Source organism: Vibrio sp. 2130-1 (genome assembly GCF_033339515.1).
Genome location: NZ_JAWOUT010000005.1, coordinates 344,701 through 360,203, shown reverse-complemented (window position 1 = coordinate 360,203; position 15,503 = coordinate 344,701). Strand labels below are relative to the sequence as shown.

The window sequence follows — 15,503 nt, the reverse complement described above, 5'->3', positions numbered from 1 at the left end:
GTTGTTTATCTATGCTTACGCATCACAGGCATCTAACATGGCGCAAGCGTCGAGTAATTGTTGCTGTAACCATTTTAAAGCGGGATCGTTTAAGCTCGCTTTGTTCCAAACGAGGCTGTAGGCTACTTGCCCGTAATCGAATGGAAGAGCTTGCTCAACCAAACCTTTTGCTTGCATTGCCGCTCTTGCCCAAAGCTTGGAGCATGTGAACAAGTAATCCGAGTGCTGACACATCACCGCAGCTGAACCAAAGTCGGCTACACGCATGGCCAAGTTTCGCTTTGAATGCCTTTGGGTGAGATTTTGCTCAAAATAAGGTTGTGACAGATCTTTATCATGAATACCGATGTGTCTTGCACAAAGGTAACTTTCAACAGATAAGGGTTGCTCAGCGAGTGGGTTCGATGCTCTCATTAAGCAAACCATTTCGTCTTTCAAAATGGTTTTCCATACCAAGTCTTTATTTTGTGTGGGTGGTTGGCTGAGATCGTGAGGAAGCAACAAAAAATCCACTTGACCTCTTGCTAATGCATCGAAGCTCATTTCCTCTTTCGCATGGACATTCAAGTGCGCGTGATTGCTCAGTTGTTGGGACAAGTGCTGTAGAACTGGCGCAAAGAGCTCAAACGAACTTTCACGCATTGCTAATGAAAAACTACCTTGATAGTAAGCCGGATTAAAAGAGCCTTGATGTAATAACCCATTCATACTGGAGAGTATGCCATGGATTGATGGGCCTATATGCAGCGCAAATGCTGTCGGCACTAAGCGAGTGCCATCACGGTAAAAAAGGTCATCCTTTAGCGTTTCGCGCAACTGTCCGAGCGTTTTACTGACGCTCGATGGTGTTACACACAAGCGTTCTGCCGCAAGTGTGACGCTGTGAGTGGTTAACAACATATGTAAAACAGTTAGATGTTTAAGGCTTATACGCGAAAGAGCAATGTAGTCCATAAATAGCATGGTTTCTTATGATTTTTGGCAGTATATCAGCATGAAACAAATTTTTACTATTGTTTATCTCGGAAACACGCCTGTTTCTCTTTGAGCTCAATGCATTTAATGGGTTGCATAAGGGTTGATGGTGCTTATAAGTCTAGAAATTTATCTTAGTTTTGTTGGACTTTAATGCTTTCATTTATTCAATTCTAAAGCTTCTATGTAATTTTAATCAATTTGGAGGAGTTGATTGATTTGTACACGAATTAAACTTGTTCCTTGTTAATTAAAATAGATATTGTTTTGTTGATTGTTTGGTGATTTACTCATGATCCCTCAGTAACAAAGGTATAAATAATTAATGGACGACCCCTTTAGTCGACAAAACCCTTCACCATATGTCTTCTTATTATTGGAGACATGCTCATGCTAGAACTTTTTATGCAACCAGAAGCTTGGGCTATTTTCGCCACTTTGTTTGCGCTTGAAGTTGTCTTAGGCGTTGATAACGTCGTTTTTATCTCTGTCTTATGTGAAAGACTGCCGCTGCACCAACGTAAGCTGGCAAGAAACCTTGGTATTGGTCTTGCTGTTATTGCTCGTATTGGTTTAGTGTTTTCAATCTCTTGGATCATGCAACTGACTCAACCGCTATTTTCTTTGGCGAACCATGCGTTTACCGGAAGAGACGTCATCATGATTGCGGGTGGTGCATTCCTCTTGGCTAAAAGCCTGAAAGAGTTGTGGAGTTGGTTAAATCACAACGAGTCGGCTCACTCAACTCACGCCCGCACTGGTTTAGCGGTAGTTCTGTTGCAGATTGTTGCCGTGGATGCTGTATTCTCGATGGACTCGGTGATAACCGCCGTTGGTTTGACAAGTGATGTCCCACTTATGGTCGCAGCGATAGTTTCGTCAGCTATCGTGATGGTCATGACAGCCGAAAAAATCAATAACCTGGTGTCGTGTTACCCTGGTTTTAAGACACTTGCTTTGTTATTCCTTGTTTTGTTAGGTGGTTTATTGATGGCAGAAGGCTTCGAAATTCATATCAACAAAGGTTATGTGTACTTTGCGATGGCATTCGGCTTAATTCTGGAACTTTGTCATATCCAGTTAAAAAACAAACAACGCCCGACTATTAAACGTCTTAGTCCGTTGCGAGTTCATCCAACCAGATTAGAAGCTCGTCAATAATAAAAGATATTGCCGCTCATATGAGCGGCATTTTTGTATTCGTCATCACCTATTTTTACTCTCTTTTTATTTTGTTGTCGTTTCGACAAAAAATCGCATTTGTTGTGGGGTTGAAGATTTTTTATATAGACCGCCCAACTAATATGAGTGAACGGCAATAATGGATAAAATGATCGATGCGTTAGCAACCCATGGCTACTACATCTGGGATGATTTTCTTTCTGAACAAGAAGTGGCTCAATTACGAGACTGCATTCCAAGTAACTGGAAAAAAGCGCGTATTGGTCGTAATGACGATGTGACTCGTATTGAGTCAATTCGAAGTGACAAAATTCAATGGTTATCGCCCAATATGGGGCACGCGGTTACTTCTTACTTAGATAAGATGGAAGAAATACGCCAAGAAGTGAACCGTCACTTGTTTCTGGGACTTTTTGAGTATGAAGCTCACTTTGCCAAGTACGAGGAAGGGGATTTCTACCAAAAGCATCTAGATTGTTTTAAGGGCAATGAAAACCGTCGATTGACAACCGTTTTTTACATGAACGAATCTTGGACGGAAAAGGATGCAGGTGAATTGGTGGTTTACGATCTAAATGATAATAAGATAGCTACCATCCCTCCTCAATCAGGACGCTTACTTTTATTCTTATCTGAGCAATTCCCGCATGAGGTTTTACCGACCAACGCAGAGCGGTTCAGCATTGCAGGTTGGTTCAGAATCAATGGTGTGCGAGACAATGTACTTGATATTGCAAAATGATTGGTTTGCAACCAGCATAAAATCAGCAAAGGGCGTAGATACGCCCTTTATCGATTAAACATTAGTTGATAGCTTGTAACACTCGGTCATGTTTCGCTCTAGTACTGCATAGACATCAGGACAAAGTTCTTGTTTAGCGACTTGCGCACCCATAATCGCGGCGATTTGTGCTTGAGCCATTCGTCCGCGGTAGGGACGGTCCTGAGACAGAGCTTGAAAAACATCGGCAACCGCGACAATACGCGATGGTACATCGAGTTCGTCTCCTGTTTTATGATAAGGATAGCCTGAACCGTCCAAACGCTCGTGATGATTAGAGGCCCACTCCGCTATTTTAGCGTTGGGAAACACTTTGTGTAATGCGAGCTGAGTATCAATTGTATGGCGTTTCATACGCGTATACTCTTGTTTATTAAGAGAGCCTTCTTTATGAAGAATCTCATCTGGTGTTTTTAACTTTCCGATATCATGCACCAACCCAGCAATAAATAACATCTCTTGGTCGTGCTCACAGAACCCAAGCTTGATGGCTAGATACCGAGATAACTCCGCCACTTTTTGCGAATGTTGATAAGTAAATGGGCTTTTTGCGTCAACAATTCGAGCGATAAACATTCCCAAACTATTCATATCTTGGATGGTGAGCTGTTTTTGAAGCCAATCAATGCTTTTAAAGTTTAATCCGATGGTTTCTATATTTTCAGACTCCATCGCGAACCAAAATGCGTCGGTCATAACGAGCTTAACCATTGCCTTAGCCATGTCTGGATTAAACAAAGTTCCAGCGTTTGCCATGATGCATTCTGCAATTAGTTCTTCATGAAGTGTGACAATGTCACAGTGGCAGTTCATGACGTATTTGGAACGCATAAAATCGAGACGATCGGCTAAATAGAGTAGGGCAGCGACCTCTTTTTCAAAAGGCGGTAAATCAAGATATTTTAGTTCACTCCAATGTGTATGGTGGTAAAGAACAGGTGTAGCAAACTGACGTAACAAACGACACTGCTTGAGGCTTCGGTATCCTCTTAAGCAATGTGTTTTTACATCTTGTGGCACCAACTCCTCAAGTAACATTTTATGTTCTTGTGTTTCGGAGACCCCACAATCGTGGATCATCCCTGCGAAGTAGCAAAACTCCGCTTTTTCTGGTTCCCAGTTCATGACCCGAGCACATTGGTAAGCTATGTAAGCGACACGATGGCTATGGTGCGTATCATCAACACCGACATAGTCGAGTGCTCGAGCAACCCAGATAAGTGCTTGTTTCAGATCGACTTCAAAGCCCATGTCCGTATGGGAATGGCAAGAATGATTCATGGTTTATACCGACATTGCTAATTAGCCCACGCTAAACCCAAATCAGAAGGTGATAGGAAAAATTGGGTACGACAGCGAATAGACCCCAAAAAGGTGGGCGTTTAGACATAGTTTTGATTATGGGCGGGATAATAATCCTAGTTGCATAATAATATCACCTGAAGCTCATGGTTAAGAGTCAGATATTTGAACTAAGTATAAGTTTTGAAAGATTATTGTTGCTCTTGTTGACTTATTTGAAAACGACAATAAATCATGATGTAACGCATTCTTATTTTTATTTTTGTAGATCGTGTTCGGGCTCAACCAGAGACACACGGTATTGATGTCTGATTAACAGAATTCATATTGTTGCTTTTGAAGGCAAAAAATAAGAAGACTTCTTCGAGGCTTGCTCTGTAACTAACAGAGTAATAGGGAAAGCAGCTTGTTAACTACATGACAATAGAGCGTCGTTGAAAACATTTTCTCTGTAGCTCATGTCGTTGAGGGAAGATAATAAAATGGTACGGTTTCCCAGCGATGCTAGCCCTTTTAGTGAGATAAGTTTATTGAAAATGTGTGATTGCAAAGTAAGCATAGGTAGTAAAAGTAGCTAGAATGATAGCTCTAAATGAAAAGGATTTCGTATGTTGAAGCATCGTTTATATCGGAGTTACACCGCTGGGTTAAAAATAGCAGCCCTTATCCTTCCTATGCCGAGACCAACCTTGTTTTCCGGCCCTGGTTCGATGAATGAGCTATTAGAATCGATGACCGAGCTGGGATTTAAACGCGTTTTGTTAGTTACCGACGAAGGGTTAGTCCAAGTTGGTATTGTAGATAAGGTGCTTGAGGCTGCAGCACAACTCGATTTACAGTTAGATGTTTTCTCGCAAGTTAAGCCCGATCCTACCTATGATCAGGTAGAGAGCGGTCTAGAGGCTTATCATCGTTTTCATTGTGAGGGCATATTAGCTTTGGGTGGCGGCTCTGCAATGGATTGTGCAAAAGTCATCGCTGCGAAAGTTACCAATAAACGGCCAATAAAAAAATTAGCTGGACTATTGAAGGTATGGCGAATGCCAGCGCCGCTTTTTGCTATTCCAACAACGGCTGGAACCGGAAGTGAAGTTACTATCGCTGCGGTCGTGTCAGATCCCTCCTCACACATTAAAACCCCTTTAATGGATCCAAAGTTGGTGCCACTAATGGCAGCTTTAGATGCGAATTTAATGATTGGTTTACCTCCTAAGATCACGGCTGATACTGGCGTTGATGCATTAACCCACGCTATTGAGGCCTATGTATCGAAAAACGCTACTCAAGAAACGATGGCTTATTCGGTTGCCGCTATTAAACTCATTTTTAAATATCTTCCTAGGGCTGTGATGCAAGGGGATGATGTCGAAGCTCGTCATAAAATGGCTATGGCATCCTATTACGCGGGTTTAGCATTTACCAAAGCGAGTTTGGGTTATGTTCATGCCTTTGCTCACACATTCGGTGCGAAATATGGAATACCTCATGGCATGGCAAACGGATTAGCCTTGTTACCTGTGCTGCGCTTTTCATTATCAGAGATAGAGCCTCAACTAAGAAAACTCGATGCGTTGACGGCCGAAGGGCAGTCAGGTGAGGCGAGTGCTCAACACTTTTTGACGCATGTGGAGTCTTTGTTTGCAAGCATTGATATTAAGCAGAAAAGTGCACTCATTCAGCGCGAAGATGCTGATGCGCTTGTAGATTTAATTCTGAAAGAGGCGCACTGGAATTACCCTGTCCCTAAGTTCATGAGCAGGGAAGAATGTACTCAGCTATTGTTGGAAATTAGTAGTGTGTAAATTATTGTTTACACTTATGGTTTTTTATCCTTACACTTTGCTTGATCTTCTGCTGAAGATCCTACAATATCGACAGCATTACAAATATGGTGTTGGTTTCGGTACGCCGTTGCCCGATCTAATACTGATAATTTCTAATAAAGTGTAAAGATTAATATACAATGAGTCGTTCTAAAGTATTCGGTAGTACGCTAATTATTGCGGGCACTACAATAGGCGCTGGTATGCTAGCGCTTCCACTTGCCTCTGCCGGCATTGGTTTTTCAACTTCTATTATCATCATGCTAGGCTTATGGGCTCTGATGGCTTTCACTGCCTTGCTTATGCTTGAGCTTCATCAACATGCGGAGAGTAGTGCTACACTTCATACTTTGGCGAAACAGATCCTAGGTCAAAAAGGCAAGTGGGTGGCAAGTTTTGCGATGTTGTTTCTTTTCTACTCATTATGTGCAGCGTATATCGCTGGCGGTGGTGCTCAGTTCGGAGACCGCCTTGCACAATGGTTTGACCTCGATATTTCAGGGCCTACATCAACGATAATCTTTACCTTGATTGTGACTTTAGTTGTGACAGTGGGTACCGGTACGGTCGATAAAGTAAACCGAGTACTGTTCGCGATGAAGCTCATTGCGATGGTTGCGGTGCTTTCTTTTCTTGCTCCAAACGTTACGGAATCTTACTTGTTAAGTATGCCAATCGAACAAGGCCTTGTTGTAGCGGCGATTCCGGTGATCTTTACTTCGTTTGGTTTCCACGGAAGTATACCTGCAATTGTGAATTACTTAGACGGTGACACTTCTTCTTTACGCAAAGCCGTTATTATTGGTTCGACGATTCCACTCGTTATTTATATCTTTTGGCAAATCGTGACGTTGGGTGTGGTTAGCCAAAGTACGCTTGTTGAGAACGGAGGGTTGAGCGCACTGATTGGTCAACTATCTCAGACAGTACACCAATCAAATTTGGGTAGCATTGTTGGTGTGTTTGCTGACTTGGCATTGTTGACATCGTTCCTTGGCGTGAGTTTGGGTCTATTCGAATTTTTGGGTGATACCATCAAAGGAAGTAACGATAAGCCTAATCGTTTGATTGCGGCACTAGTGACGTTTACTCCACCGCTAGGCTTCGCACTTTTCTATCCTCAAGGCTTTATTATGGCTTTGGGCTATGCAGCGATTGCCTTAGCGATTTTAGCCATCTTTTTGCCTTTGGTTATGGTGATCAAGGTTCGTAAATCGGATGATTTTACTGGGGAGTACCGCGTCGCAGGTGGTCATGGTGCGCTAGTGATAACGGGCATCGCTGGCACTGGCATCGTATTCGCTCAGGTGTTAATTACGCTGGGTGTGCTTCCTGCTCTAGGCTAGTTGTTCAGAACGTTCTTTGAATAACCTCTAGTTACTGAATCCATCGTAATCAATCAGTATTGTTAAGCCAACGAGTTTTGCTCGTTGGCTTTTTTAATCTGGATCAAATTACCGTAAGATATCCGGTGAAAAAATTGGTAGAAATGTGCTTTTATTTCGTACACTTAAGTTGTGGTATATCGATAGTTTAAGTGGAGAAAACCGCTCAAAATACCATTGAATTTGCAACACAATGAGCTTTTCTTGTTTCTCTGCTTTGGTGTGGAGGTGAAGCATGGCGCACCGGAGTTTTTACCCGTTTGCAAAACCGCTTAACGAGCAACTGCAAACGCTAAAAGGCAGGATGCAGGCGCACTTGCCATGTATTGATAGGGTGTCATTTGCAAAATATCACCCAGACCAAGATGTGCTCAAATCATTTGCAGAAAGTGAGTTCGACACTTGGTGTCTAGCCCATCACGAATCAGCATTCCGTAAACTCCACCACCTCAATATTGCCTCTAAAAACGCGGTTCCTCGTATCGTCGAAGACCTTCATGATATTAATCACTGTCCTCGGGTTCAAATTTTACTCAAACACGGATATCAGTCGTCGGCTGCTATTCCTTGTTATGACAATAAAGCTTTTACTGGTTTTGTATTTTTGAACTCCACTCAACGTGATGCGTTTAGTTTAGAAGCGCTGAATGGTCTTAAACCTTATTTCGAAATGATTCGATTTGCGGTTGAATCAGAAACTCAAGTAGTCAATGCGATAGAAACGCTAGCGAACCGAATGCAATGTATGATGCCAGGCTATTCACCTGAGTATTACGCGCATACCAAACGCATGAAGTACTACAGTCAAATTATCGCAACGCAGTTAGCGGATCGTTATCACCTGAATGACGAAATGGTCGAAGATATTGGTATTTTTGCTCAGTTCCATGCGCTCGGTGATAGTCAGCTGCCAGTTGAAATTGCTAGCCGCCGAACAAATTACTCTCAAGAACAAGAGGCGATATTGATTCAACATATTGAGCGTTGTATCGATTCAGCGGATGACATAGTTGCCCGTATCGGAAATCCGGTTCACCCGAGTGTGACTTTGTTTTTGCAGATGATTATTTATCAGTACGAAAATTTAAATGGCACTGGTTATCCGTATGGTTTAACCAGTGATGATATACCAATAGCCGCCCAAATTACGGCTGCCGCAAATGCCTTTGATTTTATGACAACGCACCATCCGTATAGACAAGCGTGGTCCATCCCATACGCATTGTTAGAACTTGAAAAATGGGTATATCAGGGATGGTTATCTCGAGAATGTGTTGATGCTCTGCGAGAGCATCAAGGTTATATAAAGCAAATCATCCACAAATATCCCGAGCACTATACAGGCTTGGGGTTAATGTGAAGAGCAGTAACAAAGTTGAAATGTTGACGAGGAGGAATATTTAAACAATACTGTTTTTATATACAGTAATAAGTTTGGAGGTGAAGTATGTTGTGGGAAACCCTTGAAAGAGTAAACCGCTTACGCCAACAAGCACTTGCAAATCCTGAGTTTGTTGAGTCAGCAAAAGAGCACGAACAAGCACTTCAGGAGCAAGAATACCATTATCAAACTAAGAAAAAGCGTTCAGCCAAAGACAAACAAGGTAAAAAGTCGCTGGCCGATATCTATAAAGAAGTAGAGTTTGGCGCTGACGCTCGTCATTAATGTATTCACTGCGGCATTTTTCATTTCTTCATACGCTGCAGTATTCGTTCAAATTTATGCGAGAGCAGTGGGAGACCGCTGCTCTCGTTGACCTGCCTATAATTTACTAATGAAGTTCAGCAGAGCAAATTATCACTAACACTTAGCAATTCTCTCAATGATCTTGTTGATGTAATGATAATGACAACGGTTTGCATTTGTATCTTTGTTGTTATATAAAACCTCCCTTATTAATCGTTCTGTTGAATAAGAACGGCAAACGTGATCAACGAATGAGAGCTCTGAATAACTGTTATTCGTAAATGGCTATTAGGTGAAGTAGGGATGTTGGAAGCTAAAGCACTCCAGTTTGAGATTGAAGGCAAGTCATTGCTAAAAGCGTTTGATGTGACATTTGAACCCGGAAAAACATACGCTCTTGTTGGACACAATGGTTCAGGAAAATCCACATTGTTAAAGTTGCTGGCACAGCAACAGCCATACACCGCTGGTGACGTGGTTCTGCATGGAACGAGCATTAACGATCTCTCAGCGAAAAAATTCGCCCAACACATTGCCTACTTGCCTCAGCATCTTCCAGTGACCGACAGTATTTTAGGTCGAGATTTAGTCGGTTTTGGTCGTTATCCATGGCATGGTTTACTTGGACGTTTGAGTAAGAAAGATCACGACATTGTTGAAGAAGCAATGGCGATGACAGGCACACTAAAATACGCAGATCGCTTAGTGGACACGTTATCTGGAGGAGAGCGTCAACGTGTGTGGCTAGCTATGCTGTTAGCCCAAAAAACCGAGTATTTGCTTCTTGATGAGCCTTTGTCTGCGCTAGATATCAGCCATCAAGTCGATATGTTGAAGCTTATCTCTAAACTCAGTCAAGAACTGGGCTTGGGCGTTATTATCGTATTACACGACATCAACTTGGCTGCACGATTTTGCGACTACATCGTTGCATTACATCAAGGTGATTTGATTGCACAAGGCAATGTTGAACAGGTGTTTACTGAACCTAAGTTGAGGGACATATATGGGATAGAGATGATGATCTCTGACCACCCTGCGGGTTACCCGGTGGCGATGCCAAGCTAAAGGTTGGAATAATGAGCAGTACAAACACTCGACTTAAACATTTCTCTTTCGCTCTCTCACTTAGTGCGCTTTTGGTCAGTTCTTTTCAAGCACTAGCTGACGCATCACCTCGGGTGATGTCGGTTGATTGGACACAAACTGAAACGATGTTGGCGTTAGGGGTTGTGCCCGTAGGCGTCGCTCAAGGGCAAGATTACGATGCTTGGGTAAAATCGCCACCGTTACCACCTCAAACTAAGGATGTAGGGTTAAGAACTCAACCCAATATAGAGCGTATTTACGAGCTCAGACCTGACCGTATTTTTATTGCCCCGTACTTCTCCTCAATGAAGCATCGTTTAGTCGATATTGCCCCCGTTACCACGATTGACTTATATGAAAGCGGGATCACAGATTGGTCGGTACTTACTCGTTTCACTCGGAGGTTTGGTGAAGAGCTGGGAAGAGAAGCGGAAGCAGAGGCGCTTATCCAACAATATGAAAAACGTTTCTCTTTATTAAAACAGCGCATAAACAAAGACCAGCCGCAGCTTTTAATTATTCAGTTTATGGATACGAAGCACGTTCGTGTTTTTGGTCAAAATAGTCTTTACTCTCAGGCTATCGAAAAGATTGGGCTGAGTAATGCATGGAATGAAAAGACGAATAGCTGGGGCTTTAGCCTAGTTGGCATCGACAAGTTAGCTGGCATAAAAGCTCAAATTGTTATCGTAGAGCCATTACCTTACGGTGGAGCGGAGCAGCTCTCTCAAGACCCATTTTGGCAATATGTTGTTCAACAATCTGGTGAAAAGGTCATGCAAGTCGCACCCGTTTGGAGTTTTGGTTCTATGCCTTCAGCTCTCCGTTTCGCAGAGTTAGTTACGGCGAGTAAGGCCGAGGAGTTAACACAATGAAAACGATGCCTTTAAGCTTTGTGGTGTTACTTTCGGCATTTACCTTTTCTATTGGTGCTTTCCAATTGTACCAAGTAAGCTCATTTTCGTTGGCTCTAATCAGTTTATGGGAGCCTAACTTTCAATCTATCGATTCTGTTTTACTTCACTTTAGCTGGTGGCCTCGAGTCTTCACCACGATTATATCTGGTGCTGGATTAGCGGTTGCTGGGGTATTGATGCAGCAAGTGCTGCGTAACCCTCTCGCTTCACCCACGACACTTGGTGTGGCGAGCGGTTCAAGTTTTGCTTTGATGTTAGCTACGCTATTCGCACCTTGGATGTTGGATATCGCGCCTAATTTGGTTGCTCTCATCGGCGGTGTGATATCGATGGGGTTGGTGATGCTGTTGTCATGGCGACGAGCGTTATCTCCAACGGTTGTCGTCGTTTCTGGGTTAGTGATAAACCTGTACTTTGCATCATTAAGTACGGTTATTCTGATGATGAATACCGAAAAGCTGAATGGGTTAATGATATGGGGAGCGGGTTCGCTTGTTCAGAGTGGATGGGGAGATTTCTCGTATCTTGCCCCTCGAATCGCACTTGCTACGATCATTGCATTTGTGATTGCAAAGCCGTTAAGTCTGTTGGAACTCTCCGAGCAAGGTGCCAAGAGTTTAGGTGTCTCGTTAGCTAAGTTGCGTTTTGTCTGTCTTGGGCTTGCGGTGTTAATCACTTCTTGGGTGGTTTCTGCCGTAGGAATCATCGGTTTCATCGGGTTAGCGGCGCCAGCGATTACTCGATTGATAGGTATCAATAAAGTCCAGCATAAGCTTTGGGTATCAATGCTGATTGGTGCCATGTTATTGACTTTAACCGATTTGGTTATTCAGCAACTGCCAGGGCTAATGGCGAGTTTTATACCAACGGGAGCAGCAACGGCTGCATTGGGCGCTCCGCTACTGTTATGGCTGTTACCTCGTTTATCACAAAAGACGCAGGGCCATACTCAAACAGTGTTAACTCGACACCGTCAACATGTTTACAAGCTAAACCCTAAAGCGATCTCATTGGCGTTGATCGGCACGTTAATCTCTGTTGTTCTTTTTGCCACGGTTGCTGTGCAAAATGAAGGGTGGACAAACTTATTTGCTAGCCAAAATTGGATTTTTTTGGAATGGCGCGCACCTAGGTTATTTGCAGCAGCAATTGCGGGGGCAATGTTGGCGATTGCTGGAACCATGATTCAACGCCTAAGTGGAAACCCAATGGCAAGTCCTGAAGTGATCGGTATCAGTTCAGGGACAGCGATGGGATTGATCATCGCGATGTTTACTGGGTTTGGTTCGTCAATTTTCACTCTTTCTCTAGGCGGGCTCGTAGGCGCATTAGCGACGGTATCAGTCATTGTGCTGCTAAACCTTAAGTCAGGCTTTCAGCCGGAGCGTATTTTGTTGACTGGTATTGCGATTACCGCACTGATGAATGCAATACAGAGCTTTATTCTAGCCACTGGTGACCCAAGAAGTTATCAAGCATTAGCTTGGTTGTCTGGGTCTACCTACTATGTCTCGGTTGAAACGTTACTCCCATTGTCTTTATCTGCGCTTGTCTTTATAGGGTTGAGTTTTCTCTGCGTAAGATGGCTAGATATTCTTCCTGTCGGTGCCGCTTCCTCTAAAGCACTTGGAGTTCGAGTTGATCGCTCACGCGCAATACTGCTTCTTTTAGTTGCTTGTCTCACGGTCAGTGCGACATTGGTTGTTGGTCCGATTAGCTTTGTTGGGTTGTTGGCTCCGCATTTAGCTCGCTTATTTGGTTTTAACAAAGCGTCACAACACATGTTATGCGCCGCGATACTGGGGGCAGGGGTGATGTTGTTGGCTGATTGGTTGGGACGACAGGTCCTTTACCCGCAAGAAATACCAACAGGGCTTATGGCGTCTCTCATTGGCGGTTTGTATTTAATGTGGGGTTTACGCCGCTTATAGAGATGAGTTAAGCCTCAACCAAGAAAGTACTTATACAAATAAGCACTCGTAGTGGCATTCGTAACCTATGCGAGTGCTTTATGCAAAACCTCTGGTTTGTCTTTTACGGAAACAACTGGCGATGCCGTAACTCGCTTTTCTTTCAGCGGTCGCTGAAGTCATGAAGGGTTGGTTTGGCTGCCGACAAAAAGGAGAAGAATATGACTCGGCAGTTTATGCTGACACCAACGTCGATGGCGGTTGTATTAGCTTTATCAACGCCAAATGTCTTGGCTCAGGAAGATGAAAATATAGTTGTGATTGGACAGCAGCAAGACAGTGCAGTTGGTCCTGATTTTAGTTATCTTGGAGCGAAGAGTCGGGCAGCGACGAAAACTGATATTGCCATCAATGAGACTCCAAGAGCGGTGTCTGTTGTTACGCGAGAGCAAATGGATGATCGTGCCTCTATTAGCATTTCTGACGCGCTACAGTACACACCAAGCATTCAAACTAACTATTTTGGCGAAGATAACAAGCAAGATTGGTTTATTATTCGTGGTTTTAAACAGGCGAACAGCGGGTTGTATCAAGATGGTACCCGTTTATATTCTTCTGGCTTCTATAGTTGGCAAATAGATCCGTTTGCGTTAGAGAGGGTTGAGGTTTTACGTGGTGCAGCGTCTGTTCTTTATGGGCAAAACCCTCCAGGTGGGGTTATCAATGTTGTCAGTAAGCGACCTCAATTTGATGGGGGGTCAGGACTTGTATCTTTGGAGTACGGTTCTGAAGACCGTAAACAACTTTCTCTTGACGTAAACTCTGAGGTGAGTGAGCAGCTAGCTTTCCGCTTTCAAGGGTTAGCGAGAAAAAATGGGACGAGAATTAGTGGGGTAGAAGCAGAGCGCATTCTTCTCTCTCCATCGATGACGTACAAATTTAATGAGACGTCTGAAATTACCTTTCTAACGAGCTATCAAAAAGACGACTCAGATCCTTATCTGCAATTTTTGCCAGTTGAAGGAACGTTAACGCCAAACAAAAATGGAAAGATCAGTGATAGTTTAGCGATAGGCAATCCTAACTGGGAGACGTTTGAGCGTGAGCAGGTGTCTTTAGGCTATGAGTTTTCTCATGCATTTAATGATACCACTTCATTTGTTCAAGCAGCTCGTTACAGCGAAATGGATGTTAAGCTAAGACAAATGTATTCGTACGTTTACTCGGCTGACGTGCCTGCGTTGGGGCCGGCTTTGGACCCATCAAATGAACGCAAAACCATACTTCGGGGTGCTTCAACAGAAGATGGGTCATCTGATGCTTTTAATATCGATAATCGTTTGATGCACCAAGTAAATTGGGGAAGTGTTGAGCATAACTTGATGTTGGGCATAGATTTTCAAATGATCAGTATCGATGGTAAAGATTTTGCCAATGACCCTATCGTTGCTAATGGTAATGCATTATTAAACACACCAATGGGAGCTTTGCCCGATCCTAGGTTTAATGTATTTAATCCTACTTATTCGGATAACATAATGTTACTCGATCCGAATACGCTACAACCATTGAGCGAAACCGATAAGCAAAGAACGAAAATCGATAATCAGCAGCTCGGCGTCTACTTTCAAGATCATATGCTGATCAACGATAAATGGGCGATGTTATTGGGCGCACGTTACGACGATACAAGTAATGAAGTACATAATGTTACCACGGGTGCTCGCACGAAAGTCGATAATGGAGAGTGGACGTTTAGCGTGGGAACGGCTTATATTTCTGATTCTGGCTTCACGCCATACTTTAGTTACTCTCAGTACTTTGATCCAATTATTCAAGAAGACAGCAATGGTAAGCCAGCGAAGCCTGAAAGCGGTGATCAATTTGAAATCGGTATGAAATACCAACCGGATTCATTTGATGGTTATTTCAATATTGCAACGTATCGGGCAACAAAAGAAAACTTGGCTCGTATCTACTTGAGTGAATTAACGCAAATAGGAAAAATAGAAAATAACGGCGTTGAGTTTGAAGCTGTAGCTAATGTGACACCATCCTTAACATTGATCGGGAACATTGCGTACGTTGATGCAGAGATAAAAGAAGACATCAATAAGGCATGGGTTGGCAAAACACCTTCCCAAGTGGCGAATACCGTATCATCAGCTTGGGCACATTATCGTTTCTTTGATGGACCTCTTGATGGCTTTGCTGTTGGCTTAGGCGCGCGCTATACAGGTGAGTCATACGGAGACAATGAAGAGGGACTAAAAGTACCAAGTTATTTCTTAATGGATGCGACGGTCAGTTATCGAATCGGCGATTACAAGTTACAAGTCGCAGCTAAAAACATCGCGGATAAAAAGTACATAGCGACATGTGATGGCTTTTGTTGGTATGGCGACCGACAAAATGTTATTGCAAGTTTAACTTACGACTGGTGAGTTAACGT

At 43.1% G+C, this 15,503-nt stretch carries 12 protein-coding genes; 10 read left to right on the top strand and 2 right to left on the bottom strand.

Annotation, left to right across the window (positions count from 1 at the left end):
• Positions 1-15 precede the first annotated feature (15 nt).
• Positions 16-954 (bottom strand): LysR family transcriptional regulator, encoded by a 939-nt coding sequence (locus R7Q09_RS10175; RefSeq protein WP_005377737.1) that lies wholly within the window; start codon positions 952-954, stop codon positions 16-18.
• A gap of 411 nt (positions 955-1,365) precedes the next feature.
• On the opposite strand from R7Q09_RS10175, the gene R7Q09_RS10170 reads away from it, so the two are divergent.
• Both R7Q09_RS10170 and R7Q09_RS10165 read left to right on the top strand, forming a co-directional pair.
• Positions 1,366-2,136 carry a TerC family protein gene (locus R7Q09_RS10170; protein WP_017820626.1) on the top strand — a complete coding sequence of 257 codons (771 nt, stop codon included), beginning with the start codon at positions 1,366-1,368 and terminating at the stop codon, positions 2,134-2,136.
• A gap of 160 nt (positions 2,137-2,296) precedes the next feature.
• Positions 2,297-2,899, top strand: coding sequence for a 2OG-Fe(II) oxygenase (locus R7Q09_RS10165; RefSeq protein WP_005377733.1), 603 nt, complete (start codon positions 2,297-2,299; stop codon positions 2,897-2,899).
• Between the two features lie 54 nt (positions 2,900-2,953).
• Here the strand turns inward: R7Q09_RS10165 and R7Q09_RS10160 are convergent, their stop codons facing one another.
• Complete coding sequence (locus R7Q09_RS10160) at positions 2,954-4,219, bottom strand: HD domain-containing phosphohydrolase (RefSeq protein WP_318070722.1); 1,266 nt, start codon at positions 4,217-4,219, stop codon at positions 2,954-2,956.
• 629 nt (positions 4,220-4,848) lie between these two features.
• Between R7Q09_RS10160 and R7Q09_RS10155 the strand changes: the two genes are divergently transcribed.
• From R7Q09_RS10155 to R7Q09_RS10120, 8 genes are all read left to right on the top strand, one after another.
• A complete protein-coding gene (locus tag R7Q09_RS10155; RefSeq protein WP_318070723.1) occupies positions 4,849-6,042 on the top strand; it encodes an iron-containing alcohol dehydrogenase in 1,194 nt (397 codons plus the stop codon).
• A gap of 161 nt (positions 6,043-6,203) precedes the next feature.
• On the top strand, positions 6,204-7,409 hold the full coding sequence (locus R7Q09_RS10150; protein WP_158156337.1) for an aromatic amino acid transport family protein: 1,206 nt from the start codon (positions 6,204-6,206) through the stop codon (positions 7,407-7,409).
• Positions 7,410-7,683: 274 nt separating this feature from the next.
• On the top strand, positions 7,684-8,808 hold the full coding sequence (locus R7Q09_RS10145) for an HD-GYP domain-containing protein (protein WP_262648564.1): 1,125 nt from the start codon (positions 7,684-7,686) through the stop codon (positions 8,806-8,808).
• A gap of 87 nt (positions 8,809-8,895) precedes the next feature.
• Positions 8,896-9,114 carry a hypothetical protein gene (locus R7Q09_RS10140; RefSeq protein WP_005377723.1) on the top strand — a complete coding sequence of 73 codons (219 nt, stop codon included), beginning with the start codon at positions 8,896-8,898 and terminating at the stop codon, positions 9,112-9,114.
• 324 nt (positions 9,115-9,438) lie between these two features.
• Positions 9,439-10,203 (top strand): ABC transporter ATP-binding protein, encoded by a 765-nt coding sequence (locus R7Q09_RS10135; RefSeq protein ID WP_005377721.1) that lies wholly within the window; start codon positions 9,439-9,441, stop codon positions 10,201-10,203.
• 11 nt (positions 10,204-10,214) lie between these two features.
• The gene (locus R7Q09_RS10130; RefSeq protein ID WP_318070724.1) at positions 10,215-11,099 is read left to right on the top strand and encodes an iron-siderophore ABC transporter substrate-binding protein; all 885 of its coding nucleotides are present in this window, start codon (positions 10,215-10,217) and stop codon (positions 11,097-11,099) included.
• The gene (gene fhuB, locus R7Q09_RS10125; protein ID WP_318070725.1) at positions 11,096-13,072 is read left to right on the top strand and encodes a Fe(3+)-hydroxamate ABC transporter permease FhuB; all 1,977 of its coding nucleotides are present in this window, start codon (positions 11,096-11,098) and stop codon (positions 13,070-13,072) included. The genes R7Q09_RS10130 and fhuB overlap by 4 nt, the downstream gene beginning before the upstream one ends.
• Positions 13,073-13,272: 200 nt before the next feature.
• On the top strand, positions 13,273-15,495 hold the full coding sequence (locus R7Q09_RS10120) for a TonB-dependent siderophore receptor (protein ID WP_258639178.1): 2,223 nt from the start codon (positions 13,273-13,275) through the stop codon (positions 15,493-15,495).
• Positions 15,496-15,503 lie beyond the last annotated feature (8 nt).

Coding starts and splice junctions, on each gene's coding strand:
- R7Q09_RS10175 (WP_005377737.1), bottom strand. CDS start 954: ATGGACTACATTGCTCTTTCGCGTATAAGCCTTAAACATCTAACTGTT.
- R7Q09_RS10170 (WP_017820626.1), top strand. CDS start 1,366: ATGCTAGAACTTTTTATGCAACCAGAAGCTTGGGCTATTTTCGCCACT.
- R7Q09_RS10165 (WP_005377733.1), top strand. CDS start 2,297: ATGGATAAAATGATCGATGCGTTAGCAACCCATGGCTACTACATCTGG.
- R7Q09_RS10160 (WP_318070722.1), bottom strand. CDS start 4,219: ATGAATCATTCTTGCCATTCCCATACGGACATGGGCTTTGAAGTCGAT.
- R7Q09_RS10155 (WP_318070723.1), top strand. CDS start 4,849: ATGTTGAAGCATCGTTTATATCGGAGTTACACCGCTGGGTTAAAAATA.
- R7Q09_RS10150 (WP_158156337.1), top strand. CDS start 6,204: ATGAGTCGTTCTAAAGTATTCGGTAGTACGCTAATTATTGCGGGCACT.
- R7Q09_RS10145 (WP_262648564.1), top strand. CDS start 7,684: ATGGCGCACCGGAGTTTTTACCCGTTTGCAAAACCGCTTAACGAGCAA.
- R7Q09_RS10140 (WP_005377723.1), top strand. CDS start 8,896: ATGTTGTGGGAAACCCTTGAAAGAGTAAACCGCTTACGCCAACAAGCA.
- R7Q09_RS10135 (WP_005377721.1), top strand. CDS start 9,439: ATGTTGGAAGCTAAAGCACTCCAGTTTGAGATTGAAGGCAAGTCATTG.
- R7Q09_RS10130 (WP_318070724.1), top strand. CDS start 10,215: ATGAGCAGTACAAACACTCGACTTAAACATTTCTCTTTCGCTCTCTCA.
- fhuB (WP_318070725.1), top strand. CDS start 11,096: ATGAAAACGATGCCTTTAAGCTTTGTGGTGTTACTTTCGGCATTTACC.
- R7Q09_RS10120 (WP_258639178.1), top strand. CDS start 13,273: ATGACTCGGCAGTTTATGCTGACACCAACGTCGATGGCGGTTGTATTA.